At 65.3% G+C, this 20,551-nt stretch carries 18 protein-coding genes and 2 pseudogenes; 11 read left to right on the forward strand and 9 right to left on the reverse strand.

Translation table 11 applies throughout. The features are described 5' to 3' along the window. Positions 1-7: 7 nt before the first annotated feature. From HTUR_RS11495 to HTUR_RS11505, 3 genes are read left to right on the forward strand one after another with little or no spacing between them, the layout of a single operon-like run. A complete protein-coding gene (locus tag HTUR_RS11495) occupies positions 8-961 on the forward strand; it encodes a carbohydrate ABC transporter permease (RefSeq protein ID WP_012943494.1) in 954 nt (317 codons plus the stop codon). Next, positions 958-1,830 carry a carbohydrate ABC transporter permease gene (locus tag HTUR_RS11500; RefSeq protein WP_012943495.1) on the forward strand — a complete coding sequence of 291 codons (873 nt, stop codon included), beginning with the start codon at positions 958-960 and terminating at the stop codon, positions 1,828-1,830. The genes HTUR_RS11495 and HTUR_RS11500 overlap by 4 nt, the downstream gene beginning before the upstream one ends. 44 nt (positions 1,831-1,874) lie before the next feature. After that, positions 1,875-2,960 carry an ABC transporter ATP-binding protein gene (locus tag HTUR_RS11505; protein ID WP_012943496.1) on the forward strand — a complete coding sequence of 362 codons (1,086 nt, stop codon included), beginning with the start codon at positions 1,875-1,877 and terminating at the stop codon, positions 2,958-2,960. A 22-nt stretch (positions 2,961-2,982) separates the two neighbouring features. On the opposite strand, the gene HTUR_RS11510 is transcribed toward HTUR_RS11505, so the two are convergent. Next, a complete protein-coding gene (locus tag HTUR_RS11510) occupies positions 2,983-3,558 on the reverse strand; it encodes an RDD family protein (protein WP_049941710.1) in 576 nt (191 codons plus the stop codon). A 90-nt stretch (positions 3,559-3,648) separates the two neighbouring features. Continuing rightward, positions 3,649-3,930: a hypothetical protein gene (locus HTUR_RS11515; protein ID WP_049941711.1), complete on the reverse strand. Its 282-nt coding sequence runs from the start codon at positions 3,928-3,930 to the stop codon at positions 3,649-3,651. A 336-nt stretch (positions 3,931-4,266) separates the two neighbouring features. On the opposite strand from HTUR_RS11515, the gene HTUR_RS11520 reads away from it, so the two are divergent. Both HTUR_RS11520 and HTUR_RS11525 read left to right on the forward strand, forming a co-directional pair. Next, a complete protein-coding gene (locus HTUR_RS11520) occupies positions 4,267-5,415 on the forward strand; it encodes an acetyl-CoA acetyltransferase (protein WP_012943499.1) in 1,149 nt (382 codons plus the stop codon). After that, entirely contained in the window at positions 5,412-5,861 is a 450-nt protein-coding gene (locus HTUR_RS11525) for a Zn-ribbon domain-containing OB-fold protein (RefSeq protein WP_012943500.1), read from the forward strand. The genes HTUR_RS11520 and HTUR_RS11525 overlap by 4 nt, the downstream gene beginning before the upstream one ends. 307 nt (positions 5,862-6,168) lie before the next feature. On the opposite strand, the gene HTUR_RS11530 is transcribed toward HTUR_RS11525, so the two are convergent. After that, entirely contained in the window at positions 6,169-7,176 is a 1,008-nt protein-coding gene (locus HTUR_RS11530; protein ID WP_012943501.1) for an FAS1-like dehydratase domain-containing protein, read from the reverse strand. Positions 7,177-7,602: 426 nt separating this feature from the next. On the opposite strand from HTUR_RS11530, the gene HTUR_RS11540 reads away from it, so the two are divergent. From HTUR_RS11540 to HTUR_RS11555, 5 genes and pseudogenes are all read left to right on the forward strand, one after another. Continuing rightward, the gene (locus HTUR_RS11540) at positions 7,603-8,373 is read left to right on the forward strand and encodes an SDR family NAD(P)-dependent oxidoreductase (protein WP_012943502.1); all 771 of its coding nucleotides are present in this window, start codon (positions 7,603-7,605) and stop codon (positions 8,371-8,373) included. A gap of 71 nt (positions 8,374-8,444) precedes the next feature. Continuing rightward, a complete protein-coding gene (locus tag HTUR_RS11545) occupies positions 8,445-10,112 on the forward strand; it encodes a class I adenylate-forming enzyme family protein (protein ID WP_012943503.1) in 1,668 nt (555 codons plus the stop codon). Positions 10,113-10,276: 164 nt separating this feature from the next. Then, positions 10,277-11,581 carry an MFS transporter gene (locus HTUR_RS11550; RefSeq protein ID WP_012943504.1) on the forward strand — a complete coding sequence of 435 codons (1,305 nt, stop codon included), beginning with the start codon at positions 10,277-10,279 and terminating at the stop codon, positions 11,579-11,581. A gap of 55 nt (positions 11,582-11,636) precedes the next feature. Continuing rightward, positions 11,637-12,271, forward strand: a pseudogene (locus tag HTUR_RS25555) (IS6 family transposase). 57 nt (positions 12,272-12,328) lie between these two features. Continuing rightward, positions 12,329-13,066, forward strand: coding sequence for a 3-hydroxyacyl-CoA dehydrogenase family protein (locus HTUR_RS11555; RefSeq protein ID WP_012943505.1), 738 nt, complete (start codon positions 12,329-12,331; stop codon positions 13,064-13,066). A gap of 107 nt (positions 13,067-13,173) precedes the next feature. Here the strand turns inward: HTUR_RS11555 and HTUR_RS11560 are convergent, their stop codons facing one another. Next, entirely contained in the window at positions 13,174-13,971 is a 798-nt protein-coding gene (locus tag HTUR_RS11560; RefSeq protein ID WP_012943506.1) for an enoyl-CoA hydratase/isomerase family protein, read from the reverse strand. Positions 13,972-14,110: 139 nt separating this feature from the next. On the opposite strand from HTUR_RS11560, the gene HTUR_RS11565 reads away from it, so the two are divergent. After that, the gene (locus HTUR_RS11565; RefSeq protein WP_012943507.1) at positions 14,111-15,334 is read left to right on the forward strand and encodes a thiolase family protein; all 1,224 of its coding nucleotides are present in this window, start codon (positions 14,111-14,113) and stop codon (positions 15,332-15,334) included. 285 nt (positions 15,335-15,619) lie between these two features. Here HTUR_RS11565 and HTUR_RS11570 read toward each other — a convergent pair whose 3' ends face one another. From HTUR_RS11570 to HTUR_RS11590, 5 genes and pseudogenes are all read right to left on the reverse strand, one after another. Continuing rightward, the gene (locus HTUR_RS11570; protein ID WP_012943508.1) at positions 15,620-16,870 is read right to left on the reverse strand and encodes an acyl-CoA dehydrogenase family protein; all 1,251 of its coding nucleotides are present in this window, start codon (positions 16,868-16,870) and stop codon (positions 15,620-15,622) included. Between the two features lie 80 nt (positions 16,871-16,950). Then, positions 16,951-18,248 (reverse strand): annotated as a pseudogene (locus HTUR_RS11575) (RNA-guided endonuclease InsQ/TnpB family protein). A gap of 179 nt (positions 18,249-18,427) precedes the next feature. Next, the gene (locus HTUR_RS11580; protein ID WP_012943509.1) at positions 18,428-18,607 is read right to left on the reverse strand and encodes a hypothetical protein; all 180 of its coding nucleotides are present in this window, start codon (positions 18,605-18,607) and stop codon (positions 18,428-18,430) included. Between the two features lie 155 nt (positions 18,608-18,762). Further along, positions 18,763-19,797 (reverse strand): cytochrome b/b6 domain-containing protein, encoded by a 1,035-nt coding sequence (locus tag HTUR_RS11585; RefSeq protein WP_012943510.1) that lies wholly within the window; start codon positions 19,795-19,797, stop codon positions 18,763-18,765. After that, entirely contained in the window at positions 19,794-20,549 is a 756-nt protein-coding gene (locus HTUR_RS11590) for a hypothetical protein (RefSeq protein WP_012943511.1), read from the reverse strand. The genes HTUR_RS11585 and HTUR_RS11590 overlap by 4 nt, the downstream gene beginning before the upstream one ends. Between the last annotated feature and the right edge of the window lie 2 nt (positions 20,550-20,551).

Genomic DNA, 20,551 nt, shown 5'->3' on the forward strand with positions numbered 1-20,551 from the left:
CCTAGATATGGCCAGTGAAACCGGAGAATCGATACGACCCCGCGGGGCGTATATCCCGTGGGACCATTTACCCGTTGAGCGGGAGACCGTTGCCGGAGTCGCTACCGTTCTCCCCGTCGTCGTACTGTACGTTCTCATCGCGGTGTTCCCGATCGCGTTCGCGTTCTGGGCATCGTTACACAACATCCACACGCTCAACCCCGAGTGGAAGTGGGTCGGCCTCGAGAACTACCGCGAGGTCATGAACATCGCCACGTTCTGGGGCTCGCTGTGGCGGGGGATCGTCTACATGGTCGGCAGCACGCTCATCCAGCTCGTCGTCGGGCTCTGGATGGCGCTGGTGCTCAACCGCATCACCCGCGGTCAGAAGCTCCTCACCGCAGTGGTCTTCACGGCCTATCTGATCCCGACGATCATCGTCTCGCTGGTGGCGCTGCGAGTGTTCGATCCGCCCGGCGGCGTGTTCCAGATGATGGGCGCCGAGTGGTTCAACCTGTGGAGCAGCCAGACGGCCCCGCTGGGCTCGCGCGGCTGGGCCATGCGGCTGCTGATCCTCATCGGGAGCTGGAAGTTCGCCGTCTTCGTCACCATCTTCACGCTCGCGCAGCTGCGCGCGATTCCCGACCGGTTCTACGAGGCGGCGAAGATCTGCGGCGCGAACCGGTGGCAGATGTTCCGCGACATCACCCTGCCCCGCCTCATGGGGATCGTCCTGGTCGTCGTCCTACTCCGGTCGATCTTCATGTTCAACAAGTTCGACATCATCTGGCAGCTCACGCAGGGCGGCCCCGGTAACGCTACGACCACGCTCCCCGTGCTCGCCTACAAGACCGTCTACACCGATCAGGCGTACGGACTCGCGAACGCGATCGCCGTCGTCATGTTCCTGTTTCTGCTGGCGTCGGCGGTCGTCTACTTCAAGATCTTCAATCCCAGCGAGGAGGTGGAGACGACCACATGAGCCAGAAAGAACCACCGGGAGGCATCTTCGGCCTCTCGTACGACCGTGAGACTGGCCTCTTCGAGGCGCTGAAACTCGTCAGTACCGCGATTATCGTACTCGTCGGCGCCTGGCCGATCTACTGGATGACCCAGCTCGCCTTCACCGAGTACGGGACCGTCGAGAACAGGATCACTGTCTTCCCCACGCCCGACATATTCACGCTGAATAACTTCACGGTCATCACGGAGCCGGAGATGTACACCTACATGTTCAACACGGTCGTGGTGGCCATCGGGACCATCGTCACGGTCGTCATCGTCTCGCTGCTCGCCGGCTACGGCCTCGCGCGACTCCAGTTCCCGCAGAAGGAGAACTTCGCGCGGATCCTCCTGATCGGCTACCTCTTCAGCCCCATCGTCATCGGCATCCCGCTCTACCAGATCTGGCGGTCCATCGGGTTGCTCGGCACCAGAGTCGGGCTCATCATCGCGCTGTCGGCCGTCTCGATGCCCTTCGCGGTGTGGCTGATGTGGAAGTACATCATGACGATCCCGGAGGCCCACGAGGAGGCGGCCTGGGTCGACGGCGCCTCGCGCTGGCGGGGCTTTCGCGACGTCGTCGTGCCCCAGTGCCGACCGGCGATCATCGCCGCGGCCCTGTTCGCCTTCGCGCTCGCGTGGAACGACTTCACGTTCGCGCAGATCCTCCTGCCCCAGACCGATACCACGACGTTCGCCCCCGGCATCCTCCGGGCGATGGGACAGGCGCAGTTCCTGCCGGACGCCTACCTGATGGCGATCTCGCTGGCCATGACGCTTCCACCGCTGCTGTTCGCCTACTTCATGCAGAGCTACCTGCTGAAGGGGTTCCAGGTCAGGGCCCTCTGAGAGCGTACCGAATCTATAATTAACACCACGAGACACACCAACACATGCCAGACATCGAGATCCGGGATCTGACGAAAGTGTACGAGGAATCGGGCAACAGAATCGTCGCGGTCGACGACGTCGACCTCACCATCGAGGACGGCGAGTTCGTGACGCTGGTCGGGCCGTCAGGCTGTGGCAAGACCACAACGCTGCGCTGTGTCGCGGGGCTGAACAAGCCGACCAGCGGGACAATCAAGTTCGGCGACCGCGACGTGACGGACAAGCCGGTCCAGGAACGCAACATCGCGTTGCTCTTCCAGGATATCGCGCTGTACCCGCACATGAGCGTCGAAGAGAACATGGCCTACGGCCTCAAGATCGCCGGCTTCTCGCGGGAAGAGCGCATGGCCCGCGTCGAGGAGGCCGCGGAGCTGCTCCAAATCACGGACCAACTGAAGAAGATGCCCGCGGACCTCTCAGGCGGACAGCAACAGCGCGTCGCGCTGGGTCGATCGCTCGTGCGCGACCCGGAGATCTTCCTGTTCGACGAGCCGATGTCGGATCTGGACGCCAAGCTCAAGGCCGAGCTGCGGCCGGTCGTCGAGAAGGTGACCGACGAGATCGGCTGTCCGACGCTGTACGTCACCCACGACCAGGAGGAGGCGATGACCATGTCCGATCGCGTCGCGGTCATCAACGACGGCAAACTCGCGCAGGTCGCCCCGCCGAAGGAGGTGTACGACGAACCGGCCTCGCAGTTCGTCAGTCAGTTCATCGGCCAGCCGTCGACCCAGTTCTTCGACGGGAACGTCAGGGCCGTCAACGGGACCGCCGAACTCGCGGTCGGCGGCTACGAGTACGACCTCGCCCGCGACGGGCTCGAGGGGTGGGCCGGCGAGAGCGTCCGCGTGGGCCTTCGCCCGCAGTACATCACGGTCAGCAAGGATCCCGCGGCGGGCATCCCGGCGACGCACCTGCTGGACGAGCCGCTGGGCGATGCGACCCACAGCTTCTTCGAGACGGAGTTCGGCGAGATCGTCGTCGTCACCGACCCCGACTTCGAGGGCGAGGGCAAGGAGTACAGCCTCGTTTTCCAGGACGAATACATCCAGTTGTTCGACACCGACTCGGGCGTCCGAATCGCCTGAGCCTGCGCCTCGACCGTGGCGGTCAGCTCTCTCCGTTCTCGCCCGCTCGAGCGGCCGCGCTCGTGTCCGCGTCGGCCGAGACCGCCGCGTCGCGATCCGTCGGCGCCGTCGAGCGAACGACGACCGTCTCGGCTGCGTGGTCGCCGAGGCGGCGTCCGTCGGTCAGGAGGGCCGACACGGCGCCGATCACGAGCGGCGGCACGCCGAGGAGATCGACGTAGCGCAGGAGGTTCCGCAGGGCGCTAGCGTGGTACGTACACGGCCGACCGTCCGCCATGACGACCAGCAGGTCGCGGTTGACCTTCCCCGGCGTCCGGCCGTAACGCCACTCGAGGACGAAGGAGTAGGTGGCGTAAATCGGCAACAGCGCGAGCAGCGAGAGGACGACGACGTAGCCGCCCAGTTCCTCATAGGGCTCGCTGAACGCGAGACTCAGCGCGTAGATCAGTGGGAACTCGATCAGGACGTAGCAGACGAACAGGTCGATCGCCGCCGCGGCGCCGCGGGCGAACAAGACGTCGCGGTCGTCCGCGGACTCCAGTACCGGCGCCGGTTGCCGCTCCGTGGGCAGGAACCCGTCTAACTTCCAGTCGATCACGTTTCCCTCGCCCCGCTGTTCATGACGGATGCATTCGTCAGCGCGCACAAAATACCTGCCGTCAATCGACACCGGGGGCGGCGGCTGCGGTCACTCCATCGAGACGTCCGAACGGAGCGTCGCGAGAAAGTAGATCAGCATGAGAAGGGTGATCCCGCCGAACACTTGCGAGTCGATCGACAGGTAGCCGTCGATCCGATACAGCAGGACGCTGGTGACCGCCAGCACGACGATGGCGCCGGCGGTCCGCCACCGCTCCCAGACCTTCTCTACGGTCACCGCAGCCGTTGACTTCTCCACCGCGTCCGACGCCTCGCGGATGTTTTCGAGACCGCCGCTCTGCGAATTCCGTCGCGTCGTATCTCCGCTCATATACACCGGTATTCCGGTCTGAGCGTAAATAGCTATGGGTATTGATGACATTGATCAGGCGCCGGTCGCTGCACCCGATCGTCGTTGTCGTCATCATCATCATTGTCGGCCTCTCGGGACCCTCGAGGTCGACGGCGAGGACGACCACTTCGGCCCCTTCCCGCGCGAGGACGCGACAGTCTTCGCTTCCGATCCGTCCGGATACCGCGGTCCGACCCGGTCCTCACCGACTGAGTGGTTCATGCGACCATCCACCGTGGTAAATATCCGCAACCTATTTGGAAGGGGTCGGAAAAACGAGGGGTATGAACGGACGAACCCGACAGAGGGAGCGCCGTGGCTGAGCCGATCGTCGCCGGCGTCGCCGAGAGCGACCTCGGAGCGACGCCCGATCGAAACTGGCTCGACAACGCCGGGATCGCGACCGTCCGCGCCCTCGAGGACGGCGGGCTGACCCTCGCGGACGTCGACGGCGTCGCGGTCGCCGGCGGAGACGACTACATGCCCGCGCTGGTGCTCGCGGAGTATCTCGACCTCGAGAAGCCGTCGCTGCTCGAGGGTACCGAGATCGGCGGCTCGTCGTTCGAGAACTTCTGCGGCCACGTCGGCGACGCCATGGCCCGCGGCCGGGCCGACGTCGTCGTAATCGCCTACGGCTCGACGCGCAAGACCGGCCCGGGACGGGACCGGTCGCTCGAGGTGACCCACCCCGTCGACGGCTTCGTGCGGCCGACCGGGCTCTTCCGCCCGCCCGGCGCCTACGCGATGGCCGCACGTCGGCACATGCACGAGTACGGAACGACGGAGGCGCAACTCGCCGAGATCGCCGTCGCGACCCGCGAGTGGGCCGCGATGAACCCCAAGGCCGCACATCGGGATCCCATCACCGTCGAGGACGTCCTCGAGTCCCGGCGGATCGCCGAGCCGTTTAATCTGCTGGACTGCTGTCTGGTCTCGGACGGCGGTGGGGCGGTCGTGCTGGTGTCGGAGGCGAAAGCCCGTGAGCTCGGAGTGCCCGAAATCGCGGTGGCGGGGATCGCCTCGACGAGCACCCACCGACAGGACATCAGCGAGATGCCCGACATGACGACGACCGGCGCCGCCGTGACCGGGCCGAAGGCGTTCGACGAGGCCGGGATCACCCACGACGACGTCGACGTCGCCCAGCTCTACGACTCCTTTACCTACACCGCGCTGGTGACGCTCGAGGACCTCGGCTTCTGCGAGAAGGGCGAGGGCGGCGCGTTCGTCGAGGGCGGAACGACCGCGCCCGGCGGCGAGTTGCCGATGAACACGCAGGGCGGCGGGCTCTCGTACTGCCACCCCGGCCACTTCGGCGTGTTCGTGTTGATCGAGGCGACGCGGCAGTTACGCGGCGATTATACTGGTGACCGGCAGGTGGATGGCGCTGAAGTTGCCGTTGCGCACGGAACCGGCGGTGTGCTGTCCTCGAGTAGCACCGTGGTCTTGCGGAGGGAAGCATGACTGCCGACGAGTCGGCACCGACCGCGTCCGTCGAGGATCGCCGCGAGGAGTGGGCGGGACCGGTTCCGGTCCCGACCGGCGCGAACACGGAGTTCTGGGCAGCGACCCTCGAGGGCGAGTTGCGCTACCAGCACTGCGACGAGTGCGGGACCGCGCAGTTGTACCCGCGGGCGGTCTGTACCGGCTGTAGTGCCGTCGATCCGCCGTTCGAGCCGAGCGAGGGCCGCGGGACGGTCTATTCCTATACGGTGTGTCACGTGCCGGGCGAGCCCGGGTTCGGAGACCGGACGCCGTACGTCGTCGCCGCGGTCGACCTCGCGGAGGGACCGCGGCTGCTCGCGCTCGTGGACTGTGAACCCGAAGCGATCGAGATCGGCGATCCGCTCGAGGTCCGGTTCTGGCAGGTCTCGGACGAGGCCGCGCTGCCCGTATTCGTTCCCGAGTGAGGGACGTCGGTTCGGTCGGATTCTCGATTTTCCGTGATTCGCGAGGGCTCGAGCGAACGACTCGCACTGGCGACGGGGATTTCCACACCCTCCCCATTCGATTTCTGCTCGCGGGCCGATGCCAGCTTGCACGGTTCGCGGAACCGCCGGTTCCGCGCTACCGTTCGCTCCCGTCGGTCGCTCACTCATCCCTCGCACGTCGTCGACCTCCCCTCGCATCGCCCGGGAACGTCACCAGCGCGCGCCGCTGCTATGGACGTCTCGGTGAGCAGTCCCACACGAAAGACGGACCGAATCGAGACCGCGCTCAGTCGTCGCCCAGCGCCGCCGTCGCCGACCCCGTCAGCAGCGTCTCGCCGCGCTGGTTAGTCGCCTCGAGCTCGATCTCGACAACGCCGTCGTCGGCCCGTCGGTCGACGATCTCACCGGTCGCGACGATCGCGTCGCCGGGGAAGATCCGCGACTGAAAGCGCACGCCGAACGAGGCGACCGACTCGAGATCGAACCAGCCGGTGACGACCCGCGAGGCGACGCCGGCCGTGAACATCCCCTGCCCGAAGACGCTCTCGTTGCCCGCCGAGCGGGCGTAGGGCTCGTCGTAGTGGATCGGGTTGAAGTCGCCGCTCGCGCCGGCGTACTTGACGAAGTGCTTGCGCTCGAGGTCCTCGACGACGACCGTCGGGCCGGTATCGCCGACGGTGACCGCGTCGATCGAATCGACCGCATCGACGCTTTCGGCGGCGGGTACCTGCCCGCCGTTGGCCGCCGCTTCCGGGTCGCTCGCCAGGTCCGCGTCGTCGGCATCCGAGCCGTCGGCCTCGTCGCCGCTCTCCGAACCGTCCTGCACGGCGCCCGAGGTCTCGATGGCGGTCGCGCGATCGGTGAGCGCGAGGTCGCCGCTCTCGTCGCGGTACTCGGTCTCGTAGACGGCGAAGGTCATCGTCCCGGCGCGGCCGCCGTCGCGCTGGTAGACGTCGACCAGCGTCGTCTCTCCCGTCAGGACGTCGCCGACCGTCAGCGGGCGCTCGTACTCGTAGTGCTGCTCGCCGTGGAGGACGTACTCGGGCCGGAAGCCCAGATCGAAGCCGTACCCCTCGAGGTCCTCGGGGCGATACCGCGGGAACCGACTGACGCGGGCGTACGTCGGCGGCGCGGGGACGTCCTCGTACCCGCGTTCGCGCGCGATGTCCGCGTCGCGGAACAGCGGATCCGTCTCCGTGATCGCCCGCGCGAACTCCTCGACTTTCCCGCGTTCGATCCGGAACTCCTCGGCGGTGACCGTCGAGTCGCCAACCATCGCCTCGAGTTCGTCCATCGACTTAGTCGGCACGCCGACCACCTCGTGCGTCGGAGCGTCGCCGTCCGTTTCGTCCGCGTCGATCCGCCGGCCACGACCGGGGCGTCGGCCCGATCCGGGTTCGCGTCATTGCCACGAGAGTTTTGCGACGAGTTCTATAAGCGTATTCCTCACGGTCGATCGAGAGGTACCGACGGCGTCGCCGTCGCCGTCGAGGCCACGACGCCCGAGGCACCACCGAGCCGACGACGCTCGAGCCGAGGGCGTTCGAGAGGCAGCGTTCGACCGACGATCTCGAGCCCGCCGCCGGCGAGCGCGCGCCGGAGCGAACGGACGAACCACTTAACAGATCGGTCGTTGAACCTCGCTACGTAGTATGTCAGCGAACACCACGGCGGCGACGGTAGCGGCGGTACTGACTCGAGCGGTCGGAAGGCGGTCGCGATGACGACGGCCCAGTTCAGCCTCGAGGGACAGACGGCCGTCGTCACCGGCTCCTCGAGCGGTATCGGGAAGGCGATGGTCGAGCGGTTCGCCGACGACGGCGCGAACGTCGTCGTCACCTCGCGGGAGCTGGAGAACGTCGAACCCGTCGCCGAGGCGATCAACGAGAGCGAGGCCGACGGGCAGGCGCTGGCCGTCGAGTGCGACGTGACTGACCGCGAGGCGGTCGACGAACTGATCGCGCGGACCGTCGACGTCTTCGGCGGGCTCGATACCCTCGTCAACAACGCCGGGGCGAGCTTTCAGGCGCCGCCGGCGGAGATCAGCGAGAACGGCTGGAAGACCATCGTCGACATCAACCTCCACGGCACGTTCCACTGCTCGCAGGCGGCGGGCGCGTACATGCGTGAGCACGACGGCGGGAAGATCATCAACGTCGCGAGCGTCGCCGGACAGCGCGGCTCGCGCCAGATGAGCCACTACGGTGCCGCGAAGGCCGGTGTGATCAACTTCACCAAATCGGTCGCCGCCGACTGGGCCGAGGACGACGTCTGGGTCAACTGTATCGCGCCCGGACTCGTCGCAACGGAGGGCGTTAAGTCCCAGATGGGCGTCGACGACGACGCCGACGCCATCGACCGGACGACGGCCGACCGGACGATCGGCACCCCCGAGGAGGTTGCCGACCTCGCGCAGTTCCTCGCGAGTCCGGCCTCGTCGTACATCGTCGGCGAGACGATCACGATCACGGGGACGCCCCGACTGGAGTAGCGCCGTCTGAATCCGTTCCGTGTTACCAGTACCCATATATTTTTCAGGGAGATCGTCAAAGTACGCCCCATATGGACCGCGAGCTCGTCCCGGCGGAGTCGCTGCTGTCGCCGCCGTACGACGGCAACGTCGCCAATCTCCTCGAGCGGACGCTCACGGAGTACCCCGACGAGACGGCGATCGAACACGACGGCGAGGCTGTCACCTACCGCGAACTGGACGCGACGATCGACCGCTACGAGCGCGGGCTCCGCGCCGCCGGCCTCGAGACCGGCGACCGGGCCTGCGTCTACGTGCCCAACGGCATCGACTTCTGTGCGGTGATCTGGGCCTGCTGTCGGGCCGGGATCATCGCCAGCCCGCTGAACCCGGCCTATCGGCGCCGCGAGATCGAGTATCAGGTCGACCACGCCGCCGCGGCGGCGATCGTCGTCGCCGGGGACCCCGTCGACCACGTCGTCGACGCCGTCGCCGACCTCGAGGCCGAGATCCTCACGACTGCGCTGGCCGGCGACGTCGACGGCGAGTGCGACTCGCTCGCTGACCTCGGCGACGAACCCGTGGGCATCGTCGCCGGGGACGACAGTGGGGCAACGACCAGCGACGGCGACGGCGGTGCCGCGACGACCGCCGACAGTCGTTCGGTCGAGATCGTCGATCGGTCGGACGACGACGTGCTGCTCCAGCCGTACACCTCGGGGACGACCGGCGACCCGAAGGGCGTCCTACTGACCCATCGGAACTTCCGCGTCCAGATCGCCACCAGCGTCTCGGGGTACAGCGCCAGCCCCGTTCAGGGCGACGCACTGATCATCCTCCCGATGTACCACATCACGGGGCTGCTCCAGATGATGGCCGCGCTGTGTGCCGGCCGGACGCTCCACCTCGTGCGGCCCGACCGGTGGGACCCCGAGCGCGTCCTCGAGTTGCTCGACGAATACGACGTCCCGTCGTTCGTCGGGGTCGCGACGATGTTCAACGACCTGCTCAAGGCATACGATCCCGAGGCGTACGACCTCGAGTCGCTCCAGAAAGCGGGACAGGGCGGTGATAAACTCCCCGAGCCCGTGCAACGGGAGTTCGAGGAGACGTTCGACGCGCCGCTCTTGGAGGGGTACGGCCTCACGGAGACGACCGCGACGACGCACACGCTCCGCCGGTCGACGCTCGGGATCCGCGCCGGCAGCATCGGGCAACCGCTCGGCCACACGCGCTCGAAGATCGTCGACGAGAACGGCGAGGAGGTCGACGTCGGTGAAGAGGGCGAGATCCTCGTCGATGGCCCACAGGTGATGAACGGTTACTATAAGAACCCCGAGGCGAACGAGGAGGTCTTTACGGAAGATGGCTTCTTCCGGACCGGCGACATCGGCTCCCGCGACGAGGACAACTACTACTACGTCAAGGGCCGCGAGAAGGAGATGATCCTGACGGCGGGATACAACGTCTATCCCCGAGAGATCGAGGAAACGCTGTACGATCACCCGGGCGTGCTCGAGGCGGCGGTCTTCGGCGTTCCCGACGACCGACGGGGCGAGACGGTCGCGGCCGCCGTCGTCACGGGCGACGGCGCGGACCTCGACGAGGACGAGATCGAGGAGTACGTCCTCGGGGAACTCGCGCCGTACAAACACCCGCGGTACGTCGAGATCCGCGAGGAACTCCCCAAGACGGGCAGCGGCAAGGTGCGGAAGACCGTCCTCCGCGAGGAGTTCCGGGAGGCATACGTGAGCGGATGACTCGATAGCCTCAGCCGGACGGACCCGGAGCGTCGAGCGACTCGGCGCCCGAACGGCAGTTTGGGAGGACGGACGTACGGATCGATCTGATCCCGGGCGAACCCCCGCACAGCGACCGATCACAACGTTGAACACGGCATGACCGAAATCACACACCGACTTCGATGACCGACGACGCGACGCCGGACGACACGTACTCGACCGGCGAGATCAGGACCGTCGCCCTCGCGGTCATCGCCGGGATCTTCTTCGGCGGCGTGGCCACCGGCGTTGCCTTCCCGACGCTGCCGCTGCTCGACGAGCGGCTCGTGATCAGCACGGTGATGCTGAGCGTGATCCTCTCGGCCAACCGCATCGCGCGGCTATTCATGAACACGCCGGCCGGGACGGTCATCGACCGCGTCGGCGCGCGAACGCCGATGATCCTCGGGCTCTTCACGCAGGCGCTCGCGCCGTTCGGCTACATCGCAGGCCTCCGGACGCCGCCGATCATCCTTGGGACGATTCCCGGGTTCGGCGAGGTGTCGCTCCCGGGCGTCGTCTTCGTCCTCGCGCGGACGTTCTGGGGGCTGGGAAGCGCGTTCGTGTTCATCGGTGCGTTCGCGACGATCACGTACGTGACGACCTCGGAGAACCGCGGCCGCTGGGTCGGCTACATGCGCGGCGGCCAGTCGCTGGGGTTCCCGACCGGTCTCATCCTCGGCGGCCTGCTGACCGACGTCGCCTCGATGGAGATCGCCTTCTTCACGGCCGGGATCCTCGCCCTGATCGCCGGCACGGTCGCGACGTTCGTCCTCCCTGACGTCCACGCCGGTGCCGACACGAGATCGGCGAAGCTCGGCGAGGTGCCGGCCCTGCTGCGCGGACAGCCGACCGTGTTGCTGATCGGGTTCGGAAACTTCACCGTCCGCTTCCTCTGGGGCGGGATCATCCTCTCGACGCTCGCCCGCTTCGCGGACTTCCACGGCCTCGAGCTCGCCGTCCTCGAGGCCGCGGGCATCAGCGGCGTCGTGATGGGCGTCGGCGTGCTCACGATGGGCGGGACGACGGTCGGGACCGGCTGGATCTCCGATATGGTCAGCGACCGGACGCTGCTGACGGTGCCCGCGTTCCTGTCGATGGGGGCGGGTTTCCTCCTGATCGCGTACGTGCCGACGATCGAGTCGCTGTTCGGCGCGCTGGTGTTGATCGGCGCCGGCATGGGCGCGGCCGCCCCCGCGATGCTCGCGATCCTGGGCGACCTCACGCCTGGCGACGAGCTCGGACGGATGGGCGGCGTCTATCAGGTGTTGGGCGACGTCGGCCTCAGTCTCGGCCCGCTGATCGCGCTCCCCGCCGTCGACAGCTGGTTCGGCTATCAGCTGACCTACGTCCTCTGTGCGGTGCTGGTCTGTAGCTGCCTGCTGATCGTCTCGCTGCCGCTCCTTCGGAACCCGGACGTCACGACGTCGACCGCGAAAGCGGACTGAACGGCGCTGTTTCGTTACGCGTGAAAAGCGAGGCGGTGCGATTTTGTGGTGCTCTATGCCAAGAATCGACCGAATCAGTGGGTGTAGTGACTGGCTTGATTTGAGTTTTGTGGAGCGAGAACGGACACCGCGTCAGTTGATGGAGCTCGGTATTCGACTCTATCTCGCGTATCTCTCGCTTTCAAATACAGTTCGGAAATTATAGGGTTTCGGTGTCAACCGCAGTCGCAAGACAGTCCACGATTGGGTTCACAAGTGCGATCTACAGCCGGCAGCTGACGAGAGCCCGAATCACGTCGCGCTTGACGAGACGGTGATTCAACGTGACGAACACCGCTATTGGCTGTACACTGCGGTTGATCCGCAAGCGAACAAAACACTCCATACATGGCTGTATTCAACGACTGCGACCGCGTTGACAGAACGATCCCTGCAAGAACTCACGGCGAAACATGATCTTGCTGCTGCTGTGTTCCTCGTCGATGGATCGAAACATCTCCAGACTGCACTCCGTCGATCCGGGCTCCGATTTCGATACGAAAAACATAGAATCGGAACGCTGCTGAACGTATCTTTAGTGATATAAATTGACGGTTCTCTTCGTTCTCAAACTGTTTCAGCCACGCAAAACCGTCAACAGCCGAATCGTGGCTCCAAGCCTTTGCCGTCCGGTACAATTCGACGAACTAAGCACGACCGACTGAACCGATCGAAACTGTTATCGAAGGTTGTGTGGGTTATGATATCATGGATCACAAAGCGGCGGCCGTCGTCGGCGGCGGTATCATGGGCGCCGGCATCGCACAGGTACTGGCCCGCAACGGCTACGAGGTCCGCGTTCGCGAGATCGACGAGGAACTGGCTACGGAGGCCCGCGAACGCGTCGTGTCGGGCAACTACGGCCTCGAGGATGCCGTCGAGGGCGGCTATCTCTCCGAGGACGAGATGGAGTCGGTCTTAGAGCGGCTGACGTTCACGACGGACCTCGACGAGGCGACTGTCGGCACCGAGTTCGTCATCGAGGCCGTCACCGAGGACCTCGCGATCAAGGGTCAGGTCTTCCGCGACCTGGATGAGGTCACCGACGACCAGCCGCTGTACTCGAACACGAGCGGGTTCTCGGTGACGTCGATCGCCAACGCCGTTTCGGCCCCCTCCCGCGTCGCCGTCACGCACTTCTTCAACCCGGTACCGATCATGTCGATGGTCGAGATCGTTCAGGCCCCCGAGACCGACGAGGCGGTCGTCGAGCGGGCGGAGGAGCTCGTCGACGAACTCGGCAAGACCAGCGTCACCATCGACGACGACCCCGGCTCCTACGGCTTCATCGCCAACCGCTGTCACGCCGCGATGCGCGAGGAGGCCCAGAAGATCGTCGACGAGGGCATCGCGACCGAAGAGCAGGTCGACAAAGCGCTCGAGGAGGGATACAACCTCCCCGTCGGACCGTTCTCGCTGCGCGGTATCGGTGAGGAGTGGGACTGACGGAACGATGTAGTCGTATCGCTCCGGGCCGGGGACTCAGCGCGCACCACCGCCACTGCACGCCATTCCCCGCGCTGAGCGTGGAGTAAAATGGGCGTCTCGAGTAGCTACTTTCCTTCGAACTCGGGTTCGCGGTCCTCGTCGAACGCGGCCGCGCCCTCCGCGTGGTCCTCGGTCTCGAGCAGTTCCCGGAAGAGTCGATTGTCGTAGCGCAGCCCCTCCTCGAGTCCCGACTGCACGGCCATGTGCGCGGAGTCCTTGATCGCCTGGACGGCCAGCGGCGCCTGGCCGGCGAGGTCGGTGACGAACGCGTCGACCTCTTCGTCGAACTCGTCGTCGTCGTAAACGTGATTGATGATCCCCTCGTCAGCGGCCCGCTGGGCGGAGATGTACTCGCCGGTCATGGCCAGTTCCTTCGCGACCGCGGGGCCGGCCAGCTTCGTCACGTACTGGACGCCGCCGGCGCCGGGGAGAAGCCCGAGGTTGACCTCGGGAAAGCCGAGCGTACTCGACTCGCTCGCCAGCCGGAAGTCGCAGGCGAGCGCAGTCTCGAGCCCGCCGCCGAGACAGTAGCCGTCGATCTTCGCGATCACCGGCGCCGGGAAGTTTCGGATGAACTCGTAGTGGCCTCGCTCGGAACTCGCGCCGGCCGACTCCTCGGAGAAGCCGCCGACGTCCGCGCCGGCACAGAACGCCTTCTCGCCGGCGCCCTCGAGGACGACCGCGCGCAGCGCGACGCCGTCGGCGTCCTCGTTTTCGGCCTCGAGACGCTGCAGGCCGGCGATGATGTCCGCCCGAAGCTGGTCGTTCAGCGCGTTGAGCGCGTCCGGCCGATTCATCGTGACCGTGCCGACGCCCGTCTCGCTGTCGAACGCCACTCGGGCCGCGTCGAGATCGTCGTCCATACCCGATGATCGCTACTGAGCCCCAAATAAGTGCACGGAGTCGCTCGAGGAGCGTCTGAGTGACGGGGAACATCTCGAGCGGCAGTGACGCTCTCAGCCGGGCGGAACGACTATCCCGTTCGCCGTGTGATGGTGCCACATGAACGACGCGGTCATCGTCGACGCGGTCCGGACGCCGTTCGGCAAGCGGGACGGCTCCCTTCGAGACACCCATCCGCAGGATCTGGCGGCGAAACCGCTCGAGGTCCTCGAGGAGCGAGCCGGGTTCGATCCCGAGGTGATCGAGGACGTAATCTACGGCTGCGTGACGCCGATCGACGAGCAGGGGCTCAACATCGGCCGCATCGCGCCGCTGGTCGCCGGCTGGGGCGACGGCGTTCCCGGCGTTCAGCTCAACCGGATGTGCGGCTCCGGCCAGCAGGCGGTCAATTTCGCGGCGACGAACGTGATGGCCGGTCAGCACGACGTGCTGGTCGCCGGCGGCGTCGAGCACATGACCCGCGTCCCGCTCGGTTCCGACGGTGCCGACGGCGTAGACGGCGAAGGCGCCGTCACGGACACCTACTTCGAGCACGTCGACGAACTGACCCACCAAGGGGAGGGCGCCGAGCGAATCGCCGAGGAGTACGGCTTCGACCGCGCGGAGCTCGACGAACTCGCCGTCGATTCCCAGCGGCGCTGGGGCGAGGCCTGGGCGGAGGGGAGATACGACGACCAGATCGTTCCCGTGGAGACGGAACTGGACGGGGAGGGCGAGTCGCGAAGCGACTCGGAGAATCGAACGGGGAGCGAAGCGACCCGTGAGACGACCGTCGTCGAGCAGGACGAACACCCGCGACCGGAGACCGATCTCGAGACCCTCTCGAATCTCCCGCTGTCCTTCCGCGAGGAGGGAAACGGGGTTCACCACCCCGGCAACTCCTCGGGGATCGTCGACGGCTCGAGCGCGCTGCTGATCGCCAGCGAGGCGGCCGCTGAAGAACACGGGTGGGAGCCGATGGCCCGCATCGTCGCGACCGAGGTCGTCGGCGTCGACCCCGTGACGATGTTGACGGGACCGATCCCCGCCACGGAGGGGGTGCTCGAGAAGACCGATCTGGAACTCGAGGACATCGATCTCTTCGAGGTCAACGAGGCCTTCGCCTCGGTCGTCGCCGCGTGGCTCGAAGAGACCGGCGTCTCCTGGGAACAGGTGAACGTCAACGGCGGCGCCATCGCCCACGGCCACCCGCTGGGGGCGACCGGCGCGGCGCTGCTGACGAAGTTGGCGCACGAACTCGAGCGCACGGGCCAGCAGCGGGCGCTCTCGACGATGTGCATCGGCTTCGGGCAGGGGATCGCGACGATCATCGAACGGGTCTGAGTCGTCGAAATACGAGGTAGTGATTCGAGATGTCTGATCTACTGGCCTGAAACCAGCGACTGAAGTCTCGCGGTCGGAACTCTGCTATCGTGGCAACAGGAGTAGCCACTCCCTCCCCAGCCGATTGCGGTCCTCGCTCCCCGAAGTCGCTGCGGTCCTCATCCCTTGCGCACTGTCGTCGGTCGCCCTCACGTTCGTTCGGTCGACCGACAGTGCGCGCCACAGCATGGACGGACTGAACCCAGCTAATACCTACGAAAAACGCTGCCAACGGTACGGCGTCCGTTACTCGTCGAGCGCGTCGATGCGCAGGTCCTCGTCGAACTGCAGCGCGTTCTCGATCTCGGTCTCGTCGACGTCGTCGAAGGCCCAGCGGGCGATCGAGCGGCGGTGGACCTCGTCGGCACCGTCGACGATCCGGAACGCGCGGACGTTCTCGTAGAAGTGCGCGATCGGGAGGTCCTTCCCGATCCCGTTGCCGCCACAGCACTGCAGGGCGAGATCGATGGTGTCCTGCGTGACGTTCGCGGTGAACATCTTCGACATCGCGACCTCGATACGGGCGTCGCTTCGGTCGAGTTCGCGCGCGGCGTGGCGGACCATACAGCGGGCGGCGTGCAGGCGCGTCTCGGCGTCGGCGATCCGGTGGCGCAGCGCCTGTTTGTCCTCGAGTTTCGTCCCGAAGGCCTCCCGTTCCTGCAGGTAGGCCTTCGCGATCTCGAGGGATCGCTGGGCCATCCCGGAGTAGCGCATGCAGTGGGTGAGTCGGCCGCCGCCGAGGCGCATCTGAGCGATGCGAAAGCCCTCGTTCTCCTCGCCGATCGTGTTCTCGACGGGGACGCGAACATTGTCGAACTTCACTTCGGCGTGGCCGCCCTCGCGCTCGGTGATGCCATGGCCGCCGAGGTGGGGGACGTTCCGCACGACCTCGACGCCGTCGGCGTCTCGCGGAACGAGGATGATCGAGGTGCCCTCGTAGGGATGGGCGTCCAGATCGGTCCGGGCCATCACGAGGTAGAAGTCGGCGTCCAGCCCGTCGGAGGTCCACCACTTGTGGGCGTTGACGACCCACTCGTCGCCGTCCTTGACGGCCGTGCTCTGGAGCATCTTCGGGTCCGATCCGCCGCCCTGTTTGGGCTCGGTCATCGCGAACGCCGAGGAGAGCTCGCCCTGCACGAGCGGGCGGAGGTACTCCTCTTTCTGTTCTTCCGTGCCGACCATCTCGAGGGTGTGCATGTTCCCCTCCTGGGGCGCGTTCGCCCGAATCGCGAGCGCGCCGATCAGCGAGCGACCGACCTGCTCGAAGGAGGGGAGCATGTCGCTGAAGTCCAGCCCCTGCCCGCCGTACTCCTCGGGGACCTGCGGCGCGAAGAGGTCGCGCTCTCTGGCCTGCTCCCACAGGTCCTCGATCTCGGCCATCGAGATCTGCTCGCCGGTAGCGAGTGCCTCGCGTTCGCGCGGGATGACGACCTCGTCCATGAAGTCCGCTACGCGACCCGCAATCGCCGTCGCCGTCTCTGAGTCGTGGTACTCCATACCGGGGAATGTACACACAACATTGTAAATGTATATCAAAGAGATTGGATACAACGTTGTGAAGTGAATGCGCCTCAGCGTCAATTGGTTCGAGAGAGCGAAACTCTCTCGTCATCACAAGACGGCTTCCCGTCTCGGACGACCCCGAGGCTTCCTGCTTCGATGACGCGACTTGCAGACACGGACTCAAACTGAGTCGTGTCCGTAGCGGTCGCAGTCTCCACAGGCGTGTCTTCGGGCCATCCCAGCCCTAGTTCAGAAAAGCCTCTCTGTAGCACATTCAACGCCGCATTCGCGTCCCTATCAGTTTCAAAGCCACACGACGGGCACGAGTGGTCACGCACCCAGATAGGTTTCGCTGTCTCCACACCACACTTAGCGCACTCTTTCGTTGTTCCATGAGCAGCCACTTGCACAACGTGCGTGCCGTACAGATTGCCCTTGTATTCGAGAAGTGTAATGAACTGTCGCCACGCTGCATCCTGCTTGTTCCGAGCGTTCCCGTTCTGTTGGAGCATCCCAGCTACGTTAAGGTCTTCTACGAATACGGCATCGTACTCTTTGACGAGCCACGTCGTTATCTTGTGCTGGTAGTCCAGCACCTTCCGACGGATATGTCGCTTGACTTTTGCCACTTTCCGGCGTTGTTCCTCGTAGTTGTTCGACCCTTGCTCCTTGTGAGACAACTTATGTTGCTCGCGGCGGAGTCGCTCGTACTTGTCTTCGAGGTCGAGCCAGTCCACGGTCTTGCCGTCGCTAGTGTGGATGTAGTTCTGAATGCCGAGGTCGATTCCCACACTGTTGCTCGCATCGAGCGAGTCCACATCGGGTTTCTCTGGGACGTGTTCGTCGTCGGTTTCGAGACTGAACGTGACGAACCACTCACCAGTCACTTCCTTTTTGAACGTGACTTCCTTGATAGAAGCGTGTTCGGGGAGTTGACGGTGATAGCGTATCTTCATCCAACCGATTTTGCTGAAGCGCACGTAGGCGAACCCGTCTCGGCCCCTCTTGTTATCGAGGTCGAAACCTGACTGGTTATACGTGATGCTTCGGTACTCGGATGGAGATTGCCGTTTGAGACGACCAACGTTGTATCCTTTCTTTTTCTTCTTGCGAAGATTGGAGAGGTTGCGGTGGAAGCGTGCGACGGTGGCTTGTGCGGCTTTCGAGTGGATTTCCGCAAACATCGGCACTTGCGCTTCCACTCGGGGAGTTTGTTGTTCTGGTCGTACTCGCGCGGTTTGTCGTCTTCGGGACTGTTAGTGTAGTCCCATCGAACGTGGTTGTAGAGTTGGCGATGAACATCGAGGTGATGTTCAGCAGCCGCCGCTACCTCGTCACTCGGATAAGCATGGTAACGGTGACTATGTTCCACGCTATCTGTTAGTTAAGAATACTTTTACTTAATGGATTATATCTGTTCTGCCTAGCGGATTCATCCTCAGAGTCAGGTCTCAAGGTATTCTCCTATACCGTTTGATAAAGCTAGAGTTCTGTTCAAGTCGTCGCTTCGCTACTCACTCGAGCGACTCCTCTCGCCGGTCGAGACGGTCGCTACAGCAGGAACCCGCCGACCATCGCCAGCACGAAGACGGCGGCGACGACGGCCAGCGCCTCGTACCGGTACCCACCGTCGTCGGTGACGTCCGGCGTCGCGAAGACGACCCCGAGGAGGCCACCGACCGCGACGAGGAGCACCGCCACGGCGTAGATCGAGTACAGGAGGTCTGCCATAAGATAGCATACGACGCGAAGCGACGTAAATCCCCCGCGGAGGCGTCGGATTTCCGACGGACTCGAGCGGGGAACGGGCTCGAACCGTCGACTATCGACTCGAGTCAGGGCGTTCGAGTGTGTAACTCGAGCGAGCGGAAAACCGACCACTGCGGTCAGTCGTCGGCCTCGCTGGGGCCGTCGTCGCGAGTCGACCCGCTCCCGTCCGCGGCGGGCGTCCGTTCGGTCGGTCGCTCCCGCTCCCGGCGCTGACGCATGTACCGCGCCCGAAGCACGTTGCCGAACACCGAGAGGACGAGTCCGACGAGCAGCACGAAGATTCCGATGTTAATGCCGATCGTCCGGAGGACGCTCCCCTCGTCGAACACCAGCGAGTCCGGCACCGGGTAGCCGCCGTACTCGAGGCTGGCCATCATCACGCTGACGATGCCAACGACGACAAGCACGCCCATCACGTTCGTCGCCCACCGCCACGAGGACTTGCGCCGGAGGCGTTCGATCCCGGTCGTCTCGTGGTCGTCCGGATCGCCGTGGAAGTTCGGGGTGTGCTCTTTCGGCAGGAACGCCTTCATCTCGACGGGGTAGAACGCCGGGTGGAAGCCGTGCTCGAAGGTATGGAACATCACGCCCATCAGCATGATGACCCCGAGCAGGCCGTGGAAGGCGACGAAGGCCATCACGACCGACTGGGAGTCGTAGAAGTCGATCAGCCAGGTCTTGCGCCAGATGAGCAGCCCCGAGAGCATCAACAAGAGCAACTCGACGGTGAAGATCCAGATGACGCCCTTCCCGATGTAGGAGATCAGCGGCACCTCGTCGGCCTTGTAGCCCGCGAACTGGCGGGCCGCCGGGTGGCGCTCGTCGGCCCGTCCCAGCGCGAACTTGACGTCCTGAACGAAGGCCGTCACGTCGGACGGAGCGGGCAAGATCGACCGGAAGTTGGACCGACTGGCCGATCGAAGCAGCATGTAGGGCACCCAGAACCCGGTCAACGCGATCAGCGCGAAGCCGGCCAGCCGGTGGATCGAGAGCACGCCCTGGTTGCCGCCCATCAGTTCGACGAGCCACCACAGCTCCGTATTGAAGGCGATGGCGTACCCCGTGAAGAACAGGATGAACACCGTCAGCGCCAGCAGCGAGTGGAACATCGTCGTCACCCGCGAGAACTTCCCGTGATCGAGGTTCGTCATCGGTGATCACCTCCGCCATCGCCAGACTTGCCGTCTTCCGGCGTTCGTCTCGCTGCGTTCGGCTCACCGACGTCAGACCTTCGGTCTGACGAGGATCGCGGTCCTGCGGACCGCTCACTTCCGAAAGATTCGCCGTCTTCCGGCGTTCGCCTCACTGCGTTCGGCTCACCCCCGTCCGTCGCCGCGGCGCTCTCTCTGGCGCGACTCGAGCCCGCGGGTGGGCGCATCCGCGTCGCCAGCCGGCGGAACGCGGCCCAGTGGATGAACACCATCAGGAGGATGAAGATCCCCATGACGACGTCAGCCAGGTGGACCAGGGTGATGGCGGCCTCGAGGATCGGACCCGTGTTGCCGACGACCCAGTCGGCGCCGACGCCGCCGCCCTCGATGGTCGGGCGAACCCGCATGACGTCCTCGAAGAACGGGGCGCGCCCGGTGACGAACGCGGCCGCGCCGACCGCCAGCGCGAGGCCGAACAGGGCGCTGAGCCAGAAGGCGATTCGGCCCGACCGACCGCCGCCCCCGTCGCCGCTCTCGTCGTCGCCGTCACCGCCGCTCCCCTCGCCGGTGGCCGGGCCGGGCCCGGCGTCCGCTCGCTGTTCGTCGGACGGTACCCCATCCTGTGCCTCGCGTTTCCGGGCACTCGAGGTGGCCTCCCGATCGACCGCATCGGTCGTCCGCTCGCGCTCCCTCGCGGCCCGGACATCGTCGCCTGCGTGGTCGTGTGTGTCCGCTGATCGGTCGTCGCTCATGG

Source organism: Haloterrigena turkmenica DSM 5511, assembly GCF_000025325.1.
In the GTDB taxonomy this organism is placed as follows: domain Archaea; phylum Halobacteriota; class Halobacteria; order Halobacteriales; family Natrialbaceae; genus Haloterrigena; species Haloterrigena turkmenica.

What these genes read in the sequence shown, in the direction of transcription:
- HTUR_RS11495 (WP_012943494.1), top strand. Translation starts at nt 8, where the DNA reads ATGGCCAGTGAAACCGGAGAATCGATACGACCCCGCGGGGCGTATATC.
- HTUR_RS11500 (WP_012943495.1), top strand. Translation starts at nt 958, where the DNA reads ATGAGCCAGAAAGAACCACCGGGAGGCATCTTCGGCCTCTCGTACGAC.
- HTUR_RS11505 (WP_012943496.1), top strand. Translation starts at nt 1,875, where the DNA reads ATGCCAGACATCGAGATCCGGGATCTGACGAAAGTGTACGAGGAATCG.
- HTUR_RS11515 (WP_049941711.1), bottom strand. Translation starts at nt 3,930, where the DNA reads ATGAGCGGAGATACGACGCGACGGAATTCGCAGAGCGGCGGTCTCGAA.
- HTUR_RS11525 (WP_012943500.1), top strand. Translation starts at nt 5,412, where the DNA reads ATGACTGCCGACGAGTCGGCACCGACCGCGTCCGTCGAGGATCGCCGC.
- HTUR_RS11530 (WP_012943501.1), bottom strand. Translation starts at nt 7,176, where the DNA reads ATGGACGAACTCGAGGCGATGGTTGGCGACTCGACGGTCACCGCCGAG.
- HTUR_RS11540 (WP_012943502.1), top strand. Translation starts at nt 7,603, where the DNA reads ATGACGACGGCCCAGTTCAGCCTCGAGGGACAGACGGCCGTCGTCACC.
- HTUR_RS11545 (WP_012943503.1), top strand. Translation starts at nt 8,445, where the DNA reads ATGGACCGCGAGCTCGTCCCGGCGGAGTCGCTGCTGTCGCCGCCGTAC.
- HTUR_RS11550 (WP_012943504.1), top strand. Translation starts at nt 10,277, where the DNA reads ATGACCGACGACGCGACGCCGGACGACACGTACTCGACCGGCGAGATC.
- HTUR_RS11555 (WP_012943505.1), top strand. Translation starts at nt 12,329, where the DNA reads ATGGATCACAAAGCGGCGGCCGTCGTCGGCGGCGGTATCATGGGCGCC.
- HTUR_RS11560 (WP_012943506.1), bottom strand. Translation starts at nt 13,971, where the DNA reads ATGGACGACGATCTCGACGCGGCCCGAGTGGCGTTCGACAGCGAGACG.
- HTUR_RS11565 (WP_012943507.1), top strand. Translation starts at nt 14,111, where the DNA reads ATGAACGACGCGGTCATCGTCGACGCGGTCCGGACGCCGTTCGGCAAG.
- HTUR_RS11570 (WP_012943508.1), bottom strand. Translation starts at nt 16,870, where the DNA reads ATGGAGTACCACGACTCAGAGACGGCGACGGCGATTGCGGGTCGCGTA.
- HTUR_RS11580 (WP_012943509.1), bottom strand. Translation starts at nt 18,607, where the DNA reads ATGGCAGACCTCCTGTACTCGATCTACGCCGTGGCGGTGCTCCTCGTC.
- HTUR_RS11585 (WP_012943510.1), bottom strand. Translation starts at nt 19,797, where the DNA reads ATGACGAACCTCGATCACGGGAAGTTCTCGCGGGTGACGACGATGTTC.
- HTUR_RS11590 (WP_012943511.1), bottom strand. Translation starts at nt 20,549, where the DNA reads ATGAGCGACGACCGATCAGCGGACACACACGACCACGCAGGCGACGAT.